Below are 23566 nucleotides of genomic sequence, written 5' to 3'. Positions count from 1 at the left end.
GGCGGGAGACGAGAGCCGAGACGCCCGGCCCGGGCGCTGATCCGCTTCGTCGGCTGACTCCGCAGCGCGCCGAGGTGCTCCGGGCGCTGGACCGGCTTCCTCGGCTCGGAAACAAGGGTCGGTGGCGGGTCATCCCGTCGGCTTGCCGCCGGCCTGCCAGTCACTCGGCGTCATGCCGTAGGCCGCGCGGAAGGCGCGGCTGAAGTGACTGGAGTTGGCGAAGCCCCAGCGCCGGGCGATCCCCGCCACGCCGAGTTCTGCGGACACCGGGCGCAGGAGGTCCCGGCTGCAACGCTCCAGTCGCTGCTTTCGGATCCACCCGCCGACCGTGGTGCCTTCGAGGTGGAAGAGCTTGTGGAGGAAGCGGACCGACATGAGGTTCGCCTCGGCGATCGTGGACGGCGACAGGTCCGGATCGCGGAGGTTGCGCAGGATGTGCTCCTTGACCCGTTCCAGCGAGCCCGCCGTCCGCGAAGCCTGCGGCTGGGAGCGCCCGGACCGGTCGTCGACGAGCAGCGCCAGCAGGTCGAGCGCCGTGGCCGCGGCCCGGCGGCCGACGGCCTCGTCCAGGCTCTCCGCCTCGCGCGCCATCCGCGCGAGGTAGGTCGTCACCAGCGCGGCGCTGCCCTCCGTCCCGCTGAACGACGTCGCGGTCAGTGCCCGTACGTCCCGCTCCGACACGTCCAACTCCGCGCGGGGGAACTGGAAGGACGTGAAGACGAACCCCTCCTCGATCCTCTTCCGGTAGACCCGGGTCGTATCGGTGATGGAGAACTCACCCGGCCGGATGACGGACTCCCTGCCGTCCTGCTCCTTGATCGCGGTACCACGCTGCTGCAGGCTGAGGACGATCGACGGCGCGCCCCCCGCGGCGATCATGCGCCTGCTGCGCGTCACCACCTGTGGCCCCGCCTGGACCCTCGTTATCCGCACCGATCCGAGCCGATGGCTGACGATCGTCCCGGGTGACGGCACCTCCTCCAGGAGGTCCACCGCCAACGGCACGAAGGCACGGGACACCGTCTCGTGCCAGCTCTCGGCCCGGTCGGCGGCGGACAGTCGCGCAGTGGAGAGAAGAGTTGCGGGCACCGGATTCCTCTCGGGTCGATCGGCCATCGGTATCCCCGTCCACCGGGGGGCCTTCCCGAACACCCTGCCAGCGGGCCCGCGGCGGGACATCGCGTGAACCTACTAGATCGGGGGTGGTCCTCACTTCGGGGCCGCGCCGCTGACGGCGCTGGTGACGTGGCGCTGGGCGACGACGAGCAGGACGGCGGCGGGAACGGACGCCAGGACGCTGGTGGCCATGACGGCGTTCCACTGGTTCGTGTGGGCGCCGAGGTACTGGTAGACGCCCAGGGTGATCGGGCGGACGGTCTCCGTGGTGGTCAGCGTGAGGGCGAAGAGGAAGTCGCTCCAGGCGAAGAGGAAGGTGAAGACGGCGGCCGTGATCAACGCGTTGCGGCTCATCGGGAGGACCACGGAGCGGAAGACGCGCAGCCGGCCGGCGCCGTCCACGTGCGCGGCCTCGATGATCTCCTCGGGGATGCTCCGCATGAACGCGTGCAGGATGACGATCGCGAAGGGGACTCCGGTGGTGGAGTCGGCGAGGATCAGCCCGAGGTAGGAGTTCAGCAGCCCCAGGTCGTTGTAGGCGCCGTAGAGCGCGTCGGCCACGACGATGCTCGGCACCGTCTGGGCGGTCAGGACGCCGAGGAGTACGAGGTTGGTGCCGCGCAGGCGGAACCGGGCCAGGGCGTGTGCCGCCGGTGCGGCGAGTGCGAGGCTGAGTACCACGCTGCCGAGGGCCACGACGAGGCTGGTGACGAGGTTGCGCCCCTGGTCGCGCAACGCGGTGGCGTATCCGCTGAGGTCCGGATGGAGGGGGAGCCACCCTCCCCGCAGGGTGTTGCCGGCCGGCTGGAGGGAGGCGTTCACCATCCAGTAGACGGGGAACAGCATCAGCGCGAGCAGGGCTGTCCCGACGAGGGTGGACAGCGGGCCGCCGCGGCCGGGTGGGCGCTTCATGGGACGGCCTCCCAGACGGCCCGGGCGCGTCGCCCGGCGCGCAGGTAGCGGAGGGCGAACACCAGGGAGAGGAGGACGAGGAGGTTGCTCATCGCGGCACCGCGCCCGAAGTCGTACTGCCGGAAGGAGAGTTCGTAGGACTGGGTGGCGATGGTCTCCGTGGCGTTCGCCGGCCCTCCGCCCGTCACCACCAGGATGATGTCCAGCACTTTGACCGTGTAGACCACGCCCAGCACCAGCACGACGCTCACCACGGGCCGCAGCAGTGGCCAGGTGATGTGGCGGAACGAGGCCAGCGGGCCGGCGCCGTCCAGCTTCGCCGCCTCGTACAGGTGCGGGGGGATGTCCCGCAGACCGCCGTACAGGATCGCGGTGTTGAAGGGGACTCCGACCCAGATGTTGACGAGGACCACCGACATCAGCGCCTGGGAGGTGCCGGTGAGCCAGGGGACACCGGACGACGAGAGGTGGAGGCCGCGCAGCACCGCGTTGACGACTCCGGTGTCGGGGTCGAGCATCCACTTCCACGTGGTTCCGGAGGCCACCAGCGGCAGCAGCCACGGCAGCAGCAGGAGCGATCGCAGCACGCCGCCGAGCGGGAAGCGGCGCTGGAAGAACAGGGCGAGGGCCAGGCCGACGGCGAACTGCCCCAGGACCGAGCCGGCCGTGAACAAGACTGTGGTCAGCAGGGTGTGGGGGAAGCGGCTCGACGAGAGGATCGTCTCGTAGTTCCGCAGTCCCACGAACGGTGCGTCACCGGTGTAGAACGTCGTGACGGTGTACTGCTGGAAGCTCATCACGACGTTCTCGACGATCGGGTAGCCGAAGAACAGCAGCAGGTACGTGGCGGCGGGCGCGATGAACATCCACCGGGCCCATCGCTCCCCGCGCCGAACCGGGGACGGGTCAGCGGCCGGTCGCGGTCTGCTGCGCATGGCTGAGGGCTACCTCCGGTGTCTGCTCACCCGTCAGCGCGGACTGGACCGCGGTGTAGATTCCCGTCGCCGCCCTGGGCCACTCGACGCCGAGCTCGTCGGTGCGGGCGCGCGCCGCCGCCACGCTGTCCGTGAAGGCGGACATCGACGGGATCGCCTCGGCGTGCTGCGCGGCCACCGCGGTGCGGGAGGGCACGGTGAAGTGCTCCTGGGCCAGGGTGAGCATGTTCGAGGGGGAGTTCAGACAGGCGAGAACCCGGGCGGCCTTCTCCTGCCGGGTCCTGGACGGATTCTGCGGGACCGTCCACACCTCGCCGCCGAGCGGTGTGACCGGAGTCCGTCCCGACTGGGGGACGGGTACGGGGGCCACTCCCCAGTGCAGGTTCTCGTCCTGGTTCAGGGCCGGGATCCGCCACGGGCCGTTGATCATCATGGCTGTCCTTCCGGCGACGAACTGATCGTGGACATCGGCCTGCGTCCAGTTCAGCACCGACTTCGACATGGATCCGCTCTGCACCAGGTCGACCCAGAGCTGGAGTGCCTGTGCGGCCTGCGGGGTGTCCAGGTGCCGCTCGTCACCGCCGTTGGACCACAGGAAGGGCAGGAACTGCCAGGTGCCCTCGAATGTCGCGTTCGCGTCGACGGCCATTCCGTAGCGCCCGGGGCGGGTCAGCGCGGCGGCGGCCGCCTTCAGTTCGTCCCAGGTCCTCGGGACGGCGACACCGGCCTCGGTGAGCATGTCCTTGTTGTAGATGAGGGCGACGGTGCTGACGTTGGGGGCCAGCCCGTACACCCGTCCCTGGTAGGTGCCCGCCGACAGGATTCCCCGGGCGAAGCCGCTGGAGTCGATGCCGTAGCCGTCCAGCGGGGTCAGCGCGCCGGTCCGGGCGATCTGCTGCAGATCGGGGTTGTCGAGCATCAACAGGTCGGGGAGGGTCCGCGACGACGCCTGTTGCAGGACCTTGGGGATGAGCGAGGCCCCCGGGACGCTCGTCTGCTCGACCCGCACCCCGACCGTCCTGCCGCAGTCGGTGAGCATGTCGCCCCACTGGGTGTGTTCGGTTCCGTCGGTGTAGTAGTCGAGCGCGGTGATGGAGGTGACCTCGCCCCCGGTCGGCCCGCCACCGCACCCGGTGACGACCGGCGCCAGGACGAGGATCCCGGTCAGGAGGGCGGCGATCCGCCGTGCCGACGATCTGGCCGGTGAGGTCATGCTGCTGCCTTTGCCGGGTGACTGGGTGACTGGGTGACTGGGCGCTCGGGTGACTGGGTGCTGGGGTGCGGAACGGTCGCGTGACGGCGTGGACTCCGGTGGTGCCGTTCATCGGACCGACCGGGCTTTCCCGTTCGAACGCACATTAAACACCCCCGGGAGTGCTTACGGCGTGCCCGGTGGCCGGGCCCCGCTCAGTCGTCGGGCAAGGAGGCGACCAGGTTGGCGAGCTGGACCCGGGAGCCGATCGACAACTTGCGGAAGACGGACGCCAGGTGGGTGTTGACGGTGTGCGGGGACACGACGAGCACGTCGGCCGCCGACCGGTTGGTCCGGCCCTGGGCGATGAGGCGCGCGACCTTCTTCTCCGAGGGCGTGAGGGCGCCCCAGCCCTGGACGGGGCGCTGGGTGGTCGCCGCCCTGCGGCTGCCGGCCCCGGCACCCTCCAGAGCACGTTGGACGAGTGCCGCCGCGGCGTGGGCGCCCGACTCGGCGAACGTGCCACGCGCGTGGGTCAGCGCGGTCACCGCCTCACTCCGTCGCCCTGCCGAGAGGAGTGCCTGTCCGAGGTCGGCGCAGGCGGCGGCCCGGGCCAGTGGGCGGGGGCTCGACCTGAGCAGTTCCACGGAGTGTTCGAGGACGGCCGGATCGTTCCGCACGAGTCCGCGGGCCTGCGCCGCGATGCCCGCGGCGGTCGGTACGGACGGGTTGCGTTCGGCATGGGCCTCGGCCTGCGCGGCCAGGTCCTCGGCGAGCTCGCGCTCCCCGCCGCTGAGGGACACGCGGATCGCGGAGTCGACCCAGTCGCGCAGGAGCCGCCACCGCATGAAGGGTCCTGCCTGCTGCACGTGGCGGATCCTGTCGACGGCGAGCCCGACGTCCCCGTCGGCCTCGGCATGGACCGCCTCCAGGAAGCGCACCGCGGCCGTGTTGCCCGGGTTCGGTTTGACCGCCAGTCCTTCCCGGGCGGCGAGCAGGTGCTCCCGCGCCGCCTCCCGGTCGCCGCGCAGCAGGGCGATCCGGGAGCGGATCACACGACCGTTCACCTGCTGGACGGGCACCTGTACCTCGTCCTCCAGGCGCTCCATGGTCACGAAGTCGGCGTCGGCGTCGTCGAGCCGGCCGAGCCCCAGATCGTGTTGGCCCTGGGCCCACATCAGCATGGCCTGACGCACCGCCCCGGCCTTGTCCGCCGCCCGCAGGAGCAGTCGTCCGCTGGACTCGAAGTCGTCCACGTGCAGGTGCGCGACGATCTCCTCGGGAAGAAAAGCGGGATCGATGGCGCTCAGCGCGGCGAAGCGCCCCAGCGCGACCGCGCTCTCACCCGCGTTCAGCGCGATCTCGCCGAGCCCGGACAGGGCCAGGACGTGGGCCTCCCGGTCACCGATCGCGGTAGCGGCATCCAGCGCGCTCTCGCCGGCCTCCCGCGCCGCGACCAGATCACGGCCTCGGGACAGGGCCAGTGCGCGCAGGGCGGCCAGCCGTGCACGGATCTCCGGGGCGGCGCCCCCGGTGGCGAGAGCGGTTTCGGCCCGGCGGCGCAGTTCGCCGGCGAGATCCATGGTCCACAGCGTCCCGCCGAGGGCGGCCTGCAGCCGACCGAACGTCTCCAGCGAAGGCCGGTCCGCCAACAGCCGGTCGCCCGTCGCCAGCGCCTCGCGGTTCCGGCCGGCCCGGGTCAGACAGAGGATCGTCTGCTCGCCCACCGCGAACTTCAACGGCCCTGCCGATGGCGCCAGTTCGAGCGCGCGCGTCATCAGGTCGGCCGCCAGGCCCGGTGTGACCGTCAGCACGTCGTCGACCGCACGCCGCAGCAGCGCCACGGCTTCCTCGTCCCCGGGCAGCGCCCCCCTGAGGATGTGCGGCACCGCGTCGATCGGCTGCCGGCCCGCGGCGACGAGGCGGTGAGCGGCCTCGCGGTGCAGCGCCTTGCGGGCCGACGGCGGGATGTCGGCGTAGACCGCCTGGCGCAGCAGATCGTGCCGGAAGACCAGGTGGTCGCCGTCGTCGTCCAGGAGTCCGGCGCGCACCGCTTCCTCGAGCGCCGGGATCAGTGCGGCCGTCGGCCGGCCGCAGAGCGCGGCGGCGTCGTGGAAGTCGAAGCTGCCGCCGAGTACCGCTCCCATCCGCAGGAAGCGCAGCGTGCCGGGCTGCAGGGACCTGAGCCTGCCGCGCACACCCACCACGAGTCCGGAGGGCACGACCTCCTGCGAGGCGTCGGCGGTCCGCAGCCCGGCCAGCATCTCGACCGCCAGGAACGGGTTCCCGCCGGCCCCGTCGAGCAAGCCCCGTACCCGCTGGTCAACCGCTGCTCCGAGGGTGTCGCCGGCCAGTTGACCGATGGCCGCGCCGGACAGGGGCCCCAAGGACACGGTGGCCGTCGGAAGGTTGCCGGTCGCGGCTGCGACGACCTCCTCCGCCGGGCCCGCGGGCTCCCGTCGCCCGGTCAGTATCCACAGGACCGGCGAGGTCCGCAGGCGGCTCGGGAGGTGCTGCAGGGCGAAGCGGCTCAGCTGATCAGCCCACTGCACGTCATCCAGACCGATCAGCACCGGCACGCTGCCGGCCCTGGCCTCGATCGCCTCCGCCAGGCGCTCCACCAGCCAGATCCGCCGATCGTGACTGCCGGCGACACCGGCGAGGGCATCGCCGGACAACAGCGGCTGATCGCCGTGCAGGAGGCAGGCCGCCAACGACGAGAGCGGCACAAGGTGGTGCAGCTCGTCGGCTTTGCCGAGGCTGACCGAGAATCCCGCCGCGGTGGCCCTGGAGACGGCCTCGGCGAGCAGTGAGGTCTTGCCGATACCCGGCTCCCCCCGGATCAGGGCCAACCTCCCGCTTCCGGTGCGGGCCACCGAGGAGATCAGCGCCTGCAGTTCCTCGAGCTCGGCCTCTCGGCCGCGCAGGCCGCTACGGGACAGCGGACCGCCCGACCCTGCCGTCTGCCCGGACGAAGCGACCGGCCCCGGCACGGCGGCCGTGGAGACGGCCCGGCTCCGGCGGCGAACCGGGCTCCCGCCGTCCGGGAAGCCGGCCGTGTCGATCACCGATGTCATGGACGCCCTCCCGCCGGTCGTGTGCCGGGACCGGCCGACGCGCTGCCGGGCACATGACTCTCGGCGCACCGTGACTGTTCTCTGCGTGCACACAGCCTACGTCAGTCCAGGTCAGGGCACTGGTGCAGGTGTAGAACGCGAGAGCGGCGCCCGCCCGGTCGGGCGGGCGCCGCTCAGCGCGGTTCCGCGGACGGGCCGAGACGGTCCGCAGGCGGCGCCGGTGCGGGCGACGTTCCAGGTCAGCGGCCCGACCCGACGCATCCGGGGTACGCTCTGCCGGGCGTGGCCCTGGGTGTCCGGGACAGCGAGCGGACCGGTCGACCCGGAGGAACGAGAATGGTGGACGAAGCCCCGGCCCCGACCCCGACCGGTCGGCGGCGGGAGACGGAGTTGCTGACCGCGGCCCTGGTGCGGGCCGCGGGCGGCGCGGGTGGCTCCGCGGTGTTGCTGCGGGGTGAGGCCGGTGTCGGCAAGAGCACACTGCTGGCCTGGGCGGAGCGCGAGGCGCGCGAGCGGGGGTTCACCGTGCTGCGGGCCGTGGGCGCCGAGGGGGAGGCCGACTTCGCGTTCGGGGCCCTGCACCAGGCCGTCTGGTCGCTGCTCCAGCGCTCCAGTGCCCTGTCCGCGCATCAGCGGGAGTCCCTGGACAGTGCGTTCGGCGTCCGGGCCGGCCTGCCGAGCGGGTTCGCCGTCGGCGCCGCCACCCTGGCCTTGGTGGCCGAGGCGGCGCGGCGAGCCCCGGTCGCGCTGATCCTGGACGACCTGCAGTGGATCGACTCGTCGAGCGCGACCGTCTTCGCCTTCCTGCGCCGGCGCGGTGCGGAGCTGCCGCTGGTGATCGTCGGTGCCGGCCGCCCCGAGGGCACGGCCGTGCGGACCTGGCCGGTCGAACCCGTCGAGGTACGGGCGCTCTCCCGGGCCGATGCGGCCCTGCTGCTGGGCACCCGCTACCCGGAGCTGGCGGCGAGCACCGCGGAGCGGATCCTGACGGAGGCGGCCGGCAACCCGCTGGCCCTGGTGGAGCTGCCCCGGCAACTGGCGGATGCCCAGCGACGCGGGGCCGCCCCGCTGCCGGACCGGCTGCCGCTGGGGCGGAACCTGGAGCGGATGTTCGCCGAGCGGCTCGAGGCACTGACCCCGGAGGCGGGGCGCCTCCTCCTGCTGGGCGCGCTGTCGACCGGCGACGGTTTCAGCGGTGGGGCGTGGCTGAGGGCCGCCGGCGGTGACGTGCGCGGGCACCTGGAGCGGATCGAGGCCGGCGGTCTCGCCAGGCTCGATGCCGCCGGCCGGCTGGTGTTCCGTCACCCGCTGGTCCGCACCGCCGTGATCTCGGCAGCCTCGGACTGCGCACGCGGCGAGGCCCACCGCGCCCTCGCCGCCGCCTTCGCGCCGGACGATCCCCGACGGTTGGCCCACGAGGCGTCCGCCGCGCTGCTGCCGGACGAGGACCTCGCGCACCGCCTGCAGGACGTCGGCACCGAACTCGCCTGCCGTGGCGGCGACGCCGAAGGGGCCCTGCTGCTCGAACGGGCCGCCGTGCTCAGCGCCGATCCGGCCCAGCGCGCCCGCCGGCTCACCTGGGCCGCGGTGATGGCGGCCCGAGGCGGGCAGCTGCGCCACACCGCGGCCCTGGTCGAGGAGTTGAGGAGCGGGCCGGTCCCCGATGACGTGGCCCCGCTGTTCGGGTACGCCACGGTGTACGCCGACCAGAGCCACCACGTCGACTTCACGTCCTCCGCCGTACTGCTGCCCGCGGCGCTCGACGCCCTGACCGCGCCGGGCGCCGACACCTTCGACGGGCTGGTCGACCAGGTCTACTTCAAGCTGTTGCTGGCCGCCAGCTACACGGACGATCCCTGCGCGTGGCGGGCCCTCGAGCGGCACCGGGACAACGTCTCGGAGGCGGGGAGGCTCTGCCTGCAGGCCTGGACCGACCCGGGCCCGGACACGGTCGGTGCGCTCCGGACCCTGGCCGACCGCCTGACGCAGGAGCAGCAGGCCGGCACGGCCTGGCTCCTGCTGTGGACCGCCTCCGCCCTCGACTGCCCCGAGAGCGACCTGTGGCAGCGTCTCTCCGGGCTGCACGGCTACGCCAGCCAGGGCTCGGTGGCGAAGGCCAGGTGCCATCAGGACTTCCTGCTCGGCCGCTGGGACCAGGCATCCGTCTGCCTGCGTGAGGCCGAGGAGGCGGACGAACTCGGCTACCACTGCAACGCCCTGATGTTCCGTCACCACTACGCCCACTTCCTCGCCGGCCGGGGGGACGAGAGCGGGCTGCGGGAGATCGAACGGGCCATCGGGCCGACCGCGACGCGCGCCCGGATGCGGTTCGTCCTCGACCGCCTGACCCACCTGCGCGGCCTGGCCGCGCTCGCCCACGGGCGCTACGAGGAGGCGTACGCGCACTTCTGCGAGATCACTCCGCCCGGCCGGCCGCCCGGCGGCCCTCCCTGGCCTCACATGCTGGTCTTCGACCTGGTGACGGCCGCCGTGCACACCGGCCGGGACGACGAGGCGCGGGCGCACCTCGCGTTGCACTCGGTGACGATCTCCGACCGCCACGCCTTCCTGCTGGCGGCGGCCGCCGCACTGGCCGCCCCCGATGAGGAGGCGGAAGCCGCCTACCGCGACGCCTACGCCGTGCCCGGGGCCGAGAGATGGGTGTTCGACCTCGCCCGGCTGCGGCTCGCCCACGGTTCCTGGCTCCGCCGCCGGCACCGGCCCGGGGCTCGGCAGGTCCTGCGGGTGGCGCACCACGTGTTCCGCCGACTCCGGGCGGATCCCTGGGCGCGGCGGTGCGAGGAGGAGCTGCGGGCCGCAGGCGACCCGGTGGCACCGTCACCGGCCGACCCGGCCGCGGAGCCGACCGGATTGACCGGCCAGGAGCTGCGGATCGCCCGGCTGGCCGCGACCGGCCTGAGCAACAAGGAGATCGGCACCATGCTCCAGCTGTCACCCCGGACCGTCGCGGCCCACCTCTACAAGGTGTTCCCCAAGCTCGGCATCACCTCGCGGGCCGCGCTCGCCCACGTCCTCGGTGACGGCTGAGCCCGGTGGTGTGCCCAGCGTGCACCGCCTTCGTTCTCGCAGCGCACCACGGCCCCGGAGCAGTCAGATGACCTAAGCGTCCCCCCGGTCCGCGCAGCACGCTCGTCGCAGGACTTCGGCGGAGGGCAGGCAGATGGCTTTGCAGGTGACGACGGCGTCCGTCCCGGACGACGAGAAGGCGTCGTACTGGGGCGGGGCGATGTCGCGGACGCTGGTGCCGGTGGAGGTGGTCCCGCTCGCGGGTGCGCCGTTCGACGGGCGCCTGGTGTCGAACCGGCTCGGCTACCTGCGGATCTCGACGCTGGAGGCGGACGCGGCGCGGGTCTCCCGCACCGCGGGGCTGATCGCCCGCACCCCGCAGGTCGAGCCGCAGGTGGGGGTCGGGGTACAGCTGTCCGGCCGGGCCGTGCTGGAGCAGGACGGGCGCCGGGCGCAGGTGGCCGAGGGCGGGCTCGTCCTGTACGACACCGGGCGGCCGTACTCCGTCGACTTCCCGGAGCGCTTCCGCACCCATCTCTTCCACCTGCCGCGCCGGCTGCTGGGCGTGCCGGAGCGCGAGTTGCGGCAGGTGGCGGGGACGGCCGTCACCCCGGCGGAGGGGTGCGGGTCCGTTCTGCTGCCCTTCCTCGAAACCCTCGCCGCGTCCGCGCACTCCTACTCCGCCCCGGTCGGCGACCGACTGGCCGGCAGCGTCGCCGACCTGGTCGGCACGCTCGTCGCCCAGCTGGCCGCCGACCGGGAGGCCGACGGCGCCGAAGGGCCCCGTACGCCGAACGGCCACCTGGTCCGGCGGGTGCGGGAGCACATCGACCTCCACCTGGGTGATCCGGAGATGTCACCCGAGACGATCGCGCGGGCCCTCCACATCTCCGTGCGGTACCTGCACCGGCTGTTCGAGGGCGAGGAGGTGACGGTGGGCCGACTCATCCAGCGGCGCCGGCTGGACGAATGCGCCCGCGAACTGGGCCGCCGCAGCCGTACCGCGCCGACGGTGTCGGCGGTCGCCCAGCGCTGGGGCTTCGTCAACCCGGCGCACTTCAGCCGGGCCTTCCGGGCCGCGTACGGGGTTTCGCCGCGCGAGTGGCGGGTGCTCCGGGCCGCTGCCGACTGACGCACCGCCGCGCCGCCCGCCGCGCCGCGGCTCTTCCTGCCGTTCTTCCTGGTCCGCCAGGACGGCTCGCGGTGTGACGGAGCCGGCGGTGATTCCGTGCCCGCCCGATTCCCAGCGTCGCCGGACCGGCCGGTCCGGCCCGCCCAGGCAGCTATACAGGAGTGCTGATGTCCGTCGTTCTCGACACCGCAGCGGTATCGTCCGCCGACCGTGCCGAGTACTGGCACGAGGTGCTCTCCCGCACCTTCATCCCGCTGGACGTGTCCCCGCTCGAATCCGCGCCCGCCCCCGCGACCATCACCAGCCACCACCTGGGTGCCCTGCGGGTCTCCCTGGTGGAGGCCGGCCCGCAGCGGGTCGTCCGCAGCGCGGGGCTCATCGCCGGCGGCGGGGAGGACCACGTCACACTGGCGCTCCAGCACCACGGCACCGCCCGGCTGGACCAGGACGGCCGCCAGGTGCTGCTGCGTCCGGGCACCTTCGTCATCTCCGACGCCGGGCGGCCGTTCGCCGTGGAACTGCACGAGGCCTTCGCGTTCACGGCCTTCCACTGGCCGCGGTCGGCGATGGGCGGGTCCGGCGAGGACCTGCGGGAGCTCACCGCGACGGTCTTCGACGCCGCCGACGGCACCGCGGCGCTGGTGGCCGCCTACCTGGAACGCCTCTCCCGGTCGGCCGGCTCGCTGGAGCCCGGTGTGGCCGCCCGGCTCGCCGCGACGGCCCTGGACCTGCTCGTCGTGCTCGCCCATGAGCGCCGTGGTCGGTTCGCCCCCGACGCGCCCGAGGCGGCCCTCGCCACCCTGGCCCGGGTGAAGGACTACATCCTGCGCCACCTGGGGGACCCGGGTCTCGCGCCGGAGCGGATCGCGGCCGCACACCATGTGTCGGTGCGGTACCTGCACAAGCTCTTTCGGTTCGAGGACGTGACGGTGGCGCGCTGGATCCAGCAGCAGCGCCTGGCCATGTGCCGGCGGGACCTGGCCCGCCCGGCGGCGGGCAGGTCGACCGTGGCAGCGGTCGCGGGCCGTTGGGGGTTCGTGAGCGCCAGTCACTTCAGCCGGTCGTTCCGGGCGGCCTACGGAGTCTCCCCCCGTGAGTGGCAGGCGGGACTGGGGACGGGCCCCGCCCCCGTCGCGGTGCCTCCGGGGGCGGCGGGCGACGGGTACGAGCAGGCCGCCGTCACGTCCGGACACGCCGTCACGTCCGGACACGCCGTCACGTCCGGACACGCCGTCGCGTCCGGACATGCCATCGCGGCATGACGGGCGTCACCGAGGGCGCGGGCGGCCGCCCGGGACAGCCCGAACACCTCGGGCACCCTGTGTCGTCCGAGAGTGCCCCGGGTGGGCACACCCGGGGAGCCGCGCAGGTGACAGGCGGTCGATTCCGGACCGGGTGCGCGGACCGGCTCTGGGTGGTGCGTTGTCGGAACAGACGGCAGGCCCGCGCATTCCTAGCCTGATGAGTGGTGCCGGACCACCGGTGCCGGACCACCGGCGCCGAGGCTGATCGCCGCCCTGTCCGAGCGCGTACGTCGCCGGCCGTCCGGTCCGTGAACCACTGACAACCCGACTCCAAGGAGCCCGAGGAACACCATGACCAGCCAACCGCGCCTGCACCAGCACAGCCCCGAGATCCAGGAGTTCGGCACCGTCACCCAGCTGCCGATCGCGCTGTCCCACGACGCCCGGCAGTACTCGTGCCAGCGGCTCAACCGCATCCTCGCCGACACCCAGTTCCTGTACGCGATGTACAAGAAGCACCACTGGGGCATGCGCGGGCCGACGTTCTACCAGCTGCACCTGCTCTTCGACAAGCACGCGCAGGAGCAGTTGGCCCTGGTGGACGTGCTCGCCGAGCGGGTGCAGAGCCTGGGCGGCGTCGCGGTGGGCGACCCCCGTCACGCCGCCGAGTTCACGTCCGTTCCGCGTCCGCCGGACGGTGTCGAGGACGTCCACGCGATGGTCTCGCGGCTCCTCGAAGCCCACGAGAGCATCCTCGCCGAGGCCCGCGACGCGGCCACCCGCACGGCGGAGCTCGGCGACGACGGCACCCAGGACCTGCTGGTCTCCCAGGTCATCCGTACAGCCGAGACCCAGGTCTGGTTCCTCGCCGAGCACCTGGTCGTCACCCCGCAGACCGGGGCGTGACCTCCTCGGGGCCGGGCCCGTCGTCGTGACGGGCCCGGCCCCGGCGTTCCCCGGCCCACCGGGGCCGGGTCTCAGCCGCGGTAGGTCTCCAGCAGTCGCAGCCACACTTCGCTGATGGTCGGATAGGCGGGCACCGCATGCCAGAGCCGGTGGAGCGGTACCTCCGCGGTGACGGCGACGGTCGCCGAGTGAAGCAGTTCCGCGACCCCGGATCCCGCGAAGGTCGCCCCCACCACGGTTTCCCGGTCCAGGTCGATGACGGCCCTCGCCTGGCCGCGGTACCCGTCGGCGTACAGCGAGGCCCCCGCCACGTCGCCGAGCCGGTAGTCGACGGCCCGCACGCGCCGGCCGCTCGCCTCGGCCTCGGCGAGGGTGAGCCCGACCGAGGCGACCTCCGGGTCCGTGAACACCACCTGAGGCGCGCCGGCCCGGTCGGCGGTGGCGACACTGCGCCCCCACGGAGCGAGGTCGAGCTCACGGCCGGCCGCCCGGTCGGCGATCGCGGTGCCGAACAGCCGTCCCTGGTACTTGCCTTGGTGAGTCAGCAGTGCGCGGTGGTTCACGTCGCCGGCGGCGTAGAGCCACCCGCCGGCCACGCCCACGGCGCGCCCGGTGTCGTCCACCTCGATCCAGTCGCCGGGTGCCAACCCGACCGTCTCCAGCCCCAGATCGCCGGTCGCGGGCCGCCGCCCGGTGGCGAACAGCACCTCGTCCACCCGCAGTTCGCCCCGTTCGCCGAGGTCCAGGACCACCTCGCCGTCACGTGCCAGGCCGCTCACCGACACCCCGAACCGCACGTCGACACCGGACTCCTGAAGAGCGGCGGCGACCAGTCCGCCGACGAAGGGCTCCATCCGCGACAGCAGCCCCGACTCGCGGACGAGCAGGGTCACCTGGCTGCCCAGTGCGTGCCAGGCCGTGGCCATCTCCACCGCGACGGCTCCGCCGCCGACGACGGCCAGCCGGGCGGGCACCTGCTCCGCGCTGGTCGCCTCACGACTCGTCCACACGCCCGTGTGCGCGATCCCCGGCAGGTCGGGCACAGCGGCGCGCGTTCCGGTGCAGACCGCCACTGCATGACGCGCCGTCAGAACACGGCGGGTGCCGTCGGGTTCGTCGACCAGCACGCGCCGTTCACCGTCCAGCCGGCCGTGCCCGCGGACCAGTGCTATCCCGGCGGATTCCAGCCAGGACACCTGACCGTCGTCCCGCCACCGGGACGCGAAGCCGTCGCGTCGCCGCAGGACCGCCTCGGCATCGAGCACACCCGTGATCGCCGCACGGGCGCCGGGCAACCGCCGTGCGTCCTGCAGCGCGGCCGCCGGCCGGAGCATCGCCTTGCTCGGCATGCAGGCCCAGTACGAGCACTCGCCACCGACGAGTTCCCGCTCCACGATCGCCACACTCAGCCCGCCGGCCCTCGCACGGTCGGCGAGGTTCTCCCCGGTCGGGCCGGCGCCCAGCACCACAACGTCGAACTCGTCGGTTCCACTCATCTGTCGGTCGTCTCCTCGTCATCGCGCGGACGCGCGCCGGTGGTTCCGGGCAGCGCGGGGCCGCACGGGGCCGCTCGGGGCCGACGCTAGGCGGTCCGGCCGGCCGGGCGCTGCCCGTGTGTGCCCTGTGCTGTCCTCGGAGTGCACAGGAGTGTTGTCGCGGGTCGGCGGCGTGGTCGGCGGTCCCTATGCTTCGGGCACCCGCGGAACGGTGCCGCGCATCCCTACGGCCATCAGCCACGCCCTGCAGGAGGAAACGATGGAGCAGCAGCTCGTCAGCGACAACGCCGAGAAGTCGCGTTTCGAGATCAGCGACGGCGGAGAGCTCGCCGGCTTCGCCGAGTACCACCGCTCCGGCGACGAGATCGCCTTCATCCACACCGAGATCGACCCGCGGTTCGAGGGCCGCGGACTGGGCGGTCGGCTGGCGCGCGCCGCGCTGGACGCGGCGCGCGGGCAGGAGCTCGCCGTCCTGCCCTACTGCCCGTTCATCCGCGGTTGGATCGTCAAGCATCCCGAGTACGCCGACCTGGTTCCGGCCTCCCACCGCGCGCGGTTCGGTCTCTGAGGCTCTCGAAAATCCGAGGCCCTCGAACTCCGAGGCCCTCGAACGATTCGCTGTCGGCGCTCCCGCGGGTGTCGGCGGGCTCGGGGGTGTCGACGGGCTCGGGCCCCTGGACGGGGATCTGTCCGGGGGCCCGAGCCGATCCGGGGCTCGCCCCGCCGGTACGGGTGCGCCGTCCGACAGCAAGCAGTGCGCTGACGGGCAAACCGGTCGGCTGGTGCCACCTAGCCTGACGGTGACTCATGGCCGCGCCGCCACACCAAGGAGGCGGCGGCTCCATGACCCACCTGGCGCGCGGTCGATCCGCGGAACATCCCGCGCTCCGACCTCCGCACCCGCCCGTCCCGCGCACCTTCCTCCCGGAGACCTCATGGCCTCACCGGCTGCCCTGGAACTGTCCCGGTGGCAGTTCGCCGTCACGGCGATCTTCCACATGTCCTTCCCGGCCCTCACGGTCGGCCTCTCCGTCCTCCTCGCCGTCGTGCAGACCGTCTACGTGCGCACGGGCAATCCGCTCTACCAGCAGATCTTCCGGTTCTGGAAGAAGATCTTCGCGGTCGGCTTCGGCCTCGGCGTCGTCGCGGGCACCGTGATGACCTTCGAGTTCGGTCTCAACTGGGGCGTCTTCGCCCACGCGGTCGGACCCGTCATCGGCGTCACCATCGGCATGGAGGTCATCACGGCCTTCTTCCTGGAGGCCGGCTTCATCGGCGTCATGCTCTACGGCGAAGGCCGGGTCAGCCCGCGCACCATGGCCTTCGCCTCCTGGATGGTGGCCTTCGGCACCCTGCTGTCCACCACCTGGATCCTCTCCGCCAACAGCTGGATGCAGGACCCGGTCGGGTACACCGAGACGGCCGGTCAGTTCCAGGTGAGCGACTGGACCGAGGTCCTGCTCAACCCGGCCTTCACCTACCGCTTCCCGCACATGCTGCTGGCGGTGCTGATCAGCGCGAGCTGGTTCGTCGGCGGCATCTCCGCCTGGTTCCTGGTCCAGCGGCGCCGGGCCGCGCTGCCGTTCGCCCGCCGCTGCCTGTCGATCGCCCTCGGCGTGCTCGCCGTCCTGATGCCGATCCAGCTGTACGCGGGCGACGCCACCGCCATCTTCATGGGCGGGCACCAGCCCGCGAAGCTACAGGCCTTCGAGGGGAACTGGCGCACCGACAACAACGGGTACAACCTCGTCGTCGTCCCCGACACCGATCAGGGCCGGAACGACCTGCGGATCACGGTGCCCCATCTGGGCGCGGTGATCGGCCGCGACCTCACCGGCGAGGCGAACGTGCCCGGCCTGCTGCAGACCCCGCCCGACCAGCGGCCCAACATGTGGAGCGCCTTCTACGGCTTCCGCGCCATGTACTTCGCCGCGCTCGCCATGTTCGCCACCGCGCTGGCCGGCCTGGTGCTGCGCCTGCGCGGGCGGCTGTTCGACTCCCGCCGCTTCCTGCGCTGGATGGTCTGGATGACACCGGCCGGCGTCATCGCCATCACCGGCGGCTGGATCACCGCCGAGACCGGGCGGCAGCCCTGGGTGGTGTACGGCAAGCTGCGCACCTCCGACGCGCTGTCCCACCTGACCACCGCGCAGGCCGCGACCACCCTGACCGCCTTCGTGCTCCTCTACGCGACCCTGCTGGCCGTCTGGATCCGCTACATCGTCCGTACGGTCAAGGCCGGCCCCGAGACGCCCGCGGACGCGGCAGAGTCAACCCTCGGAACGGAGGCCCCCGTTGCTTGAGTACGCCACCTACGCCCTGCTCCTGCTGTCGCTCGGCATGTACGTCGTCCTGGACGGCTACGACCTGGGCGTCGGGATGCTCAGCCTGTTCGCCAGAGGAGAGCACCGGCGCGAGTACGGCGAGTTGATCGCCACCGCCTGGGACGCCAACGAGAGCTGGCTGGTGCTGGCCGGCGTCGTCCTGTGGGCCGGGCTGCCCGGCGTCTCCGCGACCGTGCTGCCGGGGGTCTACCTGCCGCTGACCGGCATGCTGCTCTCGATCATCCTGCGCGGCATGGGGCTGGAGTTCCAGAGCGCCGCCACCGGCTACCGGCGCGGCTGGGCCCTGCTGTTCGGCGCGGCGTCGGTCGCCGCGACCGCCTGCCAGGGCCTGGTGCTCGGCGGGGTGCTCTCCGGCCTGCGGCAGCACGGCGGTTCGTTCAGCGGCGGTGCCTTCGACTGGCTCACCCCCTACAGCGTGCTGTGCGCCCTCGGCCTGGTGGTGCTCTACCTGCTGGCCGGCGCCGCCTGGCTGCAGGACAAGACCGAGGGCGCCGCCCGCGAGCGGGCGGGCCGGGCCGGGCGTCCGCTGCTGGCGGGTACGGCGGTGGCCGCGCTGATCCTCGGGTTCGGCCTGGAGGTCGCGGATCCGGAGCGGTTCCGGTTCGACGAGCCCGTGCGCGCGACGCTGTACTGGATCGCGGTCGCCGGTGCGGTGGCCGCGGGGGCGGTGGCCTGGCACGGCTTCGGGCGGCGGCCGGACTGGCGGCCCTTCGCGGGGGTGGTCGCGGCTCAGGTCTGCGGGCTGCTGGCACTGGTGATCGCGACCGTCCCAGTGATCGTGCCGCCGGACCTGACGCTCCATCAGGCCTCCAGTCCGTCCGGCTCGCAGACCTTCCTGGTGGTCGGCGTGGGACTGTGCATGCCCGTGGTGTTCGCCTACAACGGGTACGCGTGGTGGGCCTTCCGTGGCAAGTTCACGCAGGCGCCCGAGGCGCCGCTCGCCCCGCTCCGGGTGCGCACGCGTCCGTCCCGCCAGGCCCCGGTCGAGCCGAGCGGCTTCGTGACCGCCGTTCGGCGCACCGTGCTCACCGTGCTGGGCGTCGGGCTGGTGGCGATGTCCCAGGACGTCTTCGGGGGCGTCGCCACCTGGATCGACCCGGTGGGGATCGCCCTGCTGTCGGGGACGGCCCTGATCGCCTGGATCGTCGGCGACCGGCGCGACCAGCGGGACGGGGTCTTCGACCTCGATCCCGCGGACCCGGACTCCGAGCAGGTCACGGCGTGAGCACATCGACCGCCCTGCTGGCCGAACTCGGCGAGCGGGACCGGGGGCAGGGCGATGACGTGTCGGCCCGGCTGCACGCGTGGGCCGAGCCCGGCCGCGGCGAGCTGCGGCGGGCGGGCCTGCTGCGGGGACTGGCCCAGCTGGGCACCGTGCTCTGGGCGGCCGGCCTGGCCTGGGCCGCCCAGAGCGGGCTTGCCACCCAGCACGGCGAGCGGATCACGGTGCGGGTCCTGCCGGCCGCCGGGCTCGTCGCGGCGGGCCTGGCGGTCCGTGCCGTGCTGCTGTCCAGCGCCGACGCGGCCGCCGCGCGCGGGGCCTGCCGGGTACGCGCGGCGCTGCGCGGGCGCCTGCTCGCCGCCGCCCTGCCCGCGAGCGGCCCCGCCCGCACCGGCCCCGGCGATGCCGCCCTCGCCGAGTCCATGACCGGCGAGGTCGCCAGGCTGACCGAGTGGCTCACCGAGTACGTCCCCGCGCGCACCACCATGCTGCTCGGCAGCGGCCTGGTGCTCGCCGCCATCGCGGTCCGCAGCTGGTTCGTGGCGCTGATCCTGGTCGTCGCCACCCCGCTGCTGCCGGCCAACCTCAAGGTCATCGGGCTGGGCACGCAGGCCGCCGTCCACGCACAGCTCACGGCGGTGCGCCGGCACGGCGCCCGCCTGCTCGACCAACTGCGCGGCCTGCCCACCCTGATCGGCCTGGGTGCGCGGGAGACGGCCGCGACCGCCCTGCGGGAGGATGACGAGGAACTGGCCCGCCGCACCCAGGCGGTGCTGCGGGTCGCCTTCCTCTCCACCGCCTGGATCGAGCTGCTGATCACCGGCACCCTCGCCGTGGTGGCGACCTACTGCGGACTGGTGCTGCTCGACTACCTCCGACTGCCGCTGGTACCAGGGCAGATGAGCCTGGCCACCGCACTCTTCGTGCTGGTGCTCACCCCCGCCTACTTCGCCCCCGCCCGTGACCTGGCCCGCGGCTACCACGCCCGCGCCGAGGCCCGCGCCGCGGCGGAGCTGATCGACGGGATCCTCGGCAGCTCCGGCGGCGAGGACGAGGACGCCCGCCCGCCCGTACCCGCCCGGCGCGGTGGCGGTGCCGTCGGCGTGCGTCTGGACCATGTGACGGTCCGTCACTTCAACCGTACGGTCCCGGCCCTGGACGACGTGAGCCTCGACCTCGCCCCGGGCGCCTTCCTCGCCGTCACCGGGCCGAGCGGTGCGGGCAAGTCGACGCTGCTCGCCGTCGCCGTGGGTCTGACCGCACCCACCGCCGGAACCGTCGCCCACCAGCAGGACGGCATCCTCCGGCCGGCGTGCCCCGCCTCGGTCGCCTGGGTCGGCCAGCCCGCGCACCTGCTGCCCGGCACCGTTCGCGACAACCTGCTCCTCGCCCGGCCCGACGCCACCGACGCGGACCTCACCGCCGCCTTCCACGCGCTCGGCTTCGGCGACCTGCTCGCCGATCTGCCCGGCGGGCTGGACACACCGGCCGGCGAGCGGGGGAGCGGGCTCTCCTCGGGCCAGTCCCAACAACTCGCCCTGGTGCGAGCACTGTTGAGGGACGCGCCGCTGCTCTGCCTGGACGAGCCCACCGCCCACCTCGACCCGGTGGCGCAGGCCCGCGTGGTCGCGGCCCTGCACACCCTGACGCGCGGTCGGACCGTGCTGCTCGCCACCCACAGTCCCGAGCTGCTCCCGCTCGCGGACCGGACGATCACCCTGGACCGGGGGAGGACGCGATGAGCGCCTGGCGACTGCTGCGCCACTCCATGCCCCGCCGCGACCTGGTCGCCGGCATCCTGCTGGCCGCGGCGGCGGAACTGGGCGCCGCGGCCCTGCTGGGACTGTCCGGCTGGTTCCTGGCGACCTGCGCGCTGGTGACGCTGCTGGCCGACACCACCTGGTCGTGGATGTACCCGTCGGGCGCGGTCCGCGTCCTGGCCCTGGCACGCACCGCCCTGCGCTACCTCGAACGGCTGGCCAGCCACCGGGTCGTCCTCGGCACGACCGTGGCCCTGCGCGGCCGCCTGGTCAGGGGCGCGGGCGAACTGAGCGCGCGCGAGCTGCGCGCCCAACGGGACGGAACACTGCTCGACAGGCTGACCACCGACGTGGAGACGGTCGCCGGACTACCCGCCCAGGTCGTCGCGCCACTCGTCGGCTCTGCCGTGACCACGGTGCTGGTGGAGGTGCTGCTGCTCCGGGCGAGCCCGGCGCTCGGCGCCGCCGAGCTCGCCGTCCTCGCCGGCGGTGGCTGGTGGGCGGTGCGCACCAACCACCGGGCCCGACGGCACCTCGCGGCCGCCGCCGCCGCGCGGGCTGGTGCGCGGACGGACCTGATCGCCGCCCGGGCCGCCTTCAACGAACTGCGCTGCCTGGACGCGGTGGCGCGGGCCGGCGGCGTCGTCGCGGCGGCGCAGGAACGCGAGGAGGCGGGTACCGCCGCGGCGGCGGCCGAGCAGCGGCGGGGCCGCCTGGGCATGCGGCTGCTCGCCGCGCTCGGCCAGGGCCTCGCCCTGCTGCTCGGCCTGCAACTGGGTGCCCGGTCGCAGCCGGTGGCCGACGTCGTCGGCGAGGTGCTGTTGCTCGCGGCGGTGTGGGAGCTGCTGGACCGCCTTCCCCAGCTGCTCCGGGAGCTGACCGCCGGCCAGGACGCGGCCGCACGGCTCGGCCCGTTCACCGCGACCGCCACCGACCGGCAGCCGCACGCGGCGACCAGCGCAGTCGCTGCTCTCACCGTGCTGGACCTGCCCGCCGGCAACGACGGGCGGCCCCTCTCGTTCACCGTCCGGGCGCCCGGGCTGGTCGTCGTCACCGGGCCCAACGGCAGCGGGAAGTCCACGCTCCTGGGCCAGTTGGCCGGACGACTGCCGACTGCCTCCGGACAGGTGCGACTGGGCGCCGCCCCGGTCACGGAGCTGCCCGCCGACGTGGTCGCCGACATGGTCACCCTGGTCGAGGCCGACGACTGGCTCGCCGACACGACCGTCGCCGCCAACCTGTGCCTGGCCGCACCGCTTGCCGACCCGGAGCGGCTCCGCGCGGCACTGGCGGCGGTCGGGCTCGGTTCCCTGCCCCTGGACACCCCGGTCGGCCCGGCCGGCCGCGCACTGTCCCAGGGGCAGCGGCGCCGCCTCGCCATCGCCCGCGCGCTCCTGCGCCGCCCGCGCATCCTGCTGCTCGACGAACCCACCGCCGGACTCGACCGGCCGACCGCCGAGGCGCTGCTGCGCGAGCTGCGCCGGGCGCTGCCGGACTCGGCGCTGGTCCTGGCCCTGCAGGACCAGGACATCGGGCTGCTCCCGTGGCACCCGGATGTCGCCGTCGACCTGGCCGACCACCGGATGGCCGACCCCCGGATGGCCGGAGCACCGGGGCGACCCGGGTGAGCCGCAGGCCGGCGGCCCCCCGTAGGTGTGCCCGCACCAATGCCGGTGATTCACGTCGTGTCCGGTCCGGTGACCGTGACGATGGCCGGCCTGGTCGACTCCCGGCTCGTGTGGTGACACGCACTCAGCCTGCCTCGTGGCAGCGCTGCCTGGTCGCGCGGGGGCCACTGGGCCTGTCGGAGCACGGCCATGGCATGGAGGAGGTCCGCGGTGCTGGTCAGCAGGGCCCCGCAGGAGGTGGTGACCTCCCAGTCGTCCGTGGTCGGGCCGGGGCGGGCGGTGCCCAGGCTGCGTGGGCTGGTGATGTCGGTGCGGTCCTGGATGTCAACGGAGTCGCCGACCAGAGTGGCCGTGTAGGTCCGGCCCATGCACTTGACGACCATGGGGCTGGAAGTGACCTCGTCGAGCCGCAGGATCCTGGCGCTCGGCTCGTGCTGGATCAGCTGCGCGAGTCTGTCATCCGACATGGATAGACTACTTTCAGTACACAAATGCCTTCTCTCGGTAACTGTACCGATGTGGACGCGCTGTCTTCCCGCTTTCCGGCATTGCGCGCATCCTTGGCCGGGTGCTGACAGCGATGTCGGACCACAAGGGGGGAGCATGGAGTACGCGAGTGTGCTCGGCCGGGTGGCCAGGGCGGCGCGGCAGGTCGCCGGCACCGGAGAGGTGGCCACCTACATCCCGGCGCTCGCCCGCGCCGACCCGGTTGCTTTCGGGATCGCCCTCGCCACGGCCACCGGTCCCGGGTCGGTCCACGGCGCGGGCGACTGGCGGACACCGTTCTCGATCCAGTCGATCTCCAAGGTGTTCACCCTCGCCCTGGTCCTCGCCACCGATGGCGACACCCTGTGGCATCGGGTGGGCAAGGAACCCTCGGGTTCGCCGTTCAACTCCCTGGCCCAGCTGGAGCGTGAGGGGGGCGTGCCGCGCAACCCGTTCGTCAACGCCGGCGCACTGGTGGTCACCGACCGCCTGCAGACCCTGACCGGCGATGCCAGTGGAGCCCTGCGGGAGTTCCTCCGCGCGGAGAGCGGCAACCCCGCCATCGACTTCGACGCCCGCGTCGCCGCCTCCGAACAGCGCCACGGCCACCGCAACGCCGCCCTCGCCCACCTGCTGGCCGACCACGGCAAGCTCACCAACCCCGTGCCCACCGTCCTGCGCCACTACGTCAAGCAGTGCGCGATCACCATGACCTGCCACGACCTCGCCCGGGCGGCCTGCCTGCTGGCCAGACACGGCATCCGCGCCGACGGCACCCGCCTGCTCACCCGCAGCGAGGCCAAGCGGATCAACGCCGTCATGCTGGTCGGCGGCACCTACGACGCCGCCGGGGACGTCGCCCACCGGGTGGGGCTGCCCGCCAAAAGCGGCGTCAGCGGAGGCATCCTCGCCGTCGTCCCCGGCCGCTGCGGGCTGTGCGTGTGGGGGCCGGCCCTCGATGTGCACGGCAACTCCGTGGCCGGCATCGCCGCGCTGGACGCCTTCACCACACTCACCGGCTGGTCGGTCTTCTGACCGTGGCCCGCGGAGCCAGGAAGCGCGCCGACGAGGACGAGGGCGCCGTCGGG

General features: G+C 73.3%; 17 protein-coding genes. 10 read left to right on the top strand and 7 right to left on the bottom strand.

What is annotated here, in order from left to right:
• Positions 1-129 precede the first annotated feature (129 nt).
• From ACZ3YL_RS03725 to ACZ3YL_RS03705, 5 genes are all read right to left on the bottom strand, one after another.
• On the bottom strand, positions 130-1089 hold the full coding sequence (locus tag ACZ3YL_RS03725) for an AraC-like ligand-binding domain-containing protein (protein ID WP_465655128.1): 960 nt from the start codon (positions 1087-1089) through the stop codon (positions 130-132).
• A 120-nt stretch (positions 1090-1209) separates the two neighbouring features.
• A complete protein-coding gene (locus tag ACZ3YL_RS03720) occupies positions 1210-2028 on the bottom strand; it encodes a carbohydrate ABC transporter permease (RefSeq protein WP_188302003.1) in 819 nt (272 codons plus the stop codon).
• Positions 2025-2963 (bottom strand): carbohydrate ABC transporter permease, encoded by a 939-nt coding sequence (locus tag ACZ3YL_RS03715; RefSeq protein WP_465655126.1) that lies wholly within the window; start codon positions 2961-2963, stop codon positions 2025-2027. Before ACZ3YL_RS03715 ends, ACZ3YL_RS03720 begins: the two co-directional genes overlap by 4 nt.
• Entirely contained in the window at positions 2935-4176 is a 1242-nt protein-coding gene (locus ACZ3YL_RS03710; RefSeq protein ID WP_188302001.1) for an ABC transporter substrate-binding protein, read from the bottom strand. The genes ACZ3YL_RS03715 and ACZ3YL_RS03710 overlap by 29 nt, the downstream gene beginning before the upstream one ends.
• 194 nt (positions 4177-4370) lie before the next feature.
• Entirely contained in the window at positions 4371-7232 is a 2862-nt protein-coding gene (locus ACZ3YL_RS03705) for an ATP-binding protein (protein ID WP_465655125.1), read from the bottom strand.
• Between the two features lie 336 nt (positions 7233-7568).
• On the opposite strand from ACZ3YL_RS03705, the gene ACZ3YL_RS03700 reads away from it, so the two are divergent.
• The 4 genes from ACZ3YL_RS03700 (at position 7569) to ACZ3YL_RS03685 (ending at position 13541) form a co-directional block, all read left to right on the top strand.
• Positions 7569-10280, top strand: coding sequence for a helix-turn-helix transcriptional regulator (locus ACZ3YL_RS03700; RefSeq protein WP_465655123.1), 2712 nt, complete (start codon positions 7569-7571; stop codon positions 10278-10280).
• Positions 10281-10413: 133 nt separating this feature from the next.
• Positions 10414-11391 (top strand): AraC-like ligand-binding domain-containing protein, encoded by a 978-nt coding sequence (locus ACZ3YL_RS03695; RefSeq protein WP_188301998.1) that lies wholly within the window; start codon positions 10414-10416, stop codon positions 11389-11391.
• A 167-nt stretch (positions 11392-11558) separates the two neighbouring features.
• Positions 11559-12653 (top strand): AraC-like ligand-binding domain-containing protein, encoded by a 1095-nt coding sequence (locus ACZ3YL_RS03690; protein WP_465655121.1) that lies wholly within the window; start codon positions 11559-11561, stop codon positions 12651-12653.
• A gap of 333 nt (positions 12654-12986) precedes the next feature.
• Positions 12987-13541, top strand: coding sequence for a Dps family protein (locus ACZ3YL_RS03685; RefSeq protein ID WP_188301996.1), 555 nt, complete (start codon positions 12987-12989; stop codon positions 13539-13541).
• Between the two features lie 71 nt (positions 13542-13612).
• Here the strand turns inward: ACZ3YL_RS03685 and ACZ3YL_RS03680 are convergent, their stop codons facing one another.
• A complete protein-coding gene (locus ACZ3YL_RS03680; RefSeq protein WP_188301995.1) occupies positions 13613-15037 on the bottom strand; it encodes a dihydrolipoyl dehydrogenase family protein in 1425 nt (474 codons plus the stop codon).
• A gap of 259 nt (positions 15038-15296) precedes the next feature.
• Here ACZ3YL_RS03680 and ACZ3YL_RS03675 point away from each other — a divergent pair, with 259 nt between their 5' ends.
• The 5 genes from ACZ3YL_RS03675 (at position 15297) to ACZ3YL_RS03655 (ending at position 21992) form a co-directional block, all read left to right on the top strand.
• Complete coding sequence (locus ACZ3YL_RS03675) at positions 15297-15605, top strand: GNAT family N-acetyltransferase (protein WP_188301994.1); 309 nt, start codon at positions 15297-15299, stop codon at positions 15603-15605.
• Between the two features lie 367 nt (positions 15606-15972).
• Positions 15973-17340, top strand: coding sequence for a cytochrome ubiquinol oxidase subunit I (locus ACZ3YL_RS03670; RefSeq protein WP_188301993.1), 1368 nt, complete (start codon positions 15973-15975; stop codon positions 17338-17340).
• The gene (locus ACZ3YL_RS03665) at positions 17333-18607 is read left to right on the top strand and encodes a cytochrome d ubiquinol oxidase subunit II (protein ID WP_465655118.1); all 1275 of its coding nucleotides are present in this window, start codon (positions 17333-17335) and stop codon (positions 18605-18607) included. The genes ACZ3YL_RS03670 and ACZ3YL_RS03665 overlap by 8 nt, the downstream gene beginning before the upstream one ends.
• Positions 18604-20346: an ABC transporter ATP-binding protein/permease gene (locus ACZ3YL_RS03660; protein ID WP_465655116.1), complete on the top strand. Its 1743-nt coding sequence runs from the start codon at positions 18604-18606 to the stop codon at positions 20344-20346. Before ACZ3YL_RS03665 ends, ACZ3YL_RS03660 begins: the two co-directional genes overlap by 4 nt.
• The gene (locus ACZ3YL_RS03655) at positions 20343-21992 is read left to right on the top strand and encodes an ATP-binding cassette domain-containing protein (protein WP_465655115.1); all 1650 of its coding nucleotides are present in this window, start codon (positions 20343-20345) and stop codon (positions 21990-21992) included. Before ACZ3YL_RS03660 ends, ACZ3YL_RS03655 begins: the two co-directional genes overlap by 4 nt.
• Positions 21993-22042: 50 nt before the next feature.
• On the opposite strand, the gene ACZ3YL_RS03650 is transcribed toward ACZ3YL_RS03655, so the two are convergent.
• Positions 22043-22459, bottom strand: coding sequence for a hypothetical protein (locus ACZ3YL_RS03650; protein ID WP_465655114.1), 417 nt, complete (start codon positions 22457-22459; stop codon positions 22043-22045).
• 136 nt (positions 22460-22595) lie between these two features.
• On the opposite strand from ACZ3YL_RS03650, the gene ACZ3YL_RS03645 reads away from it, so the two are divergent.
• A complete protein-coding gene (locus tag ACZ3YL_RS03645; protein WP_188307779.1) occupies positions 22596-23513 on the top strand; it encodes a glutaminase in 918 nt (305 codons plus the stop codon).
• The last annotated feature ends 53 nt before the right edge of the window (positions 23514-23566 follow it).

Source organism: Kitasatospora sp. NPDC023176, from assembly GCF_055560495.1.
This window is presented reverse-complemented; position numbering and strand designations above follow the sequence as displayed.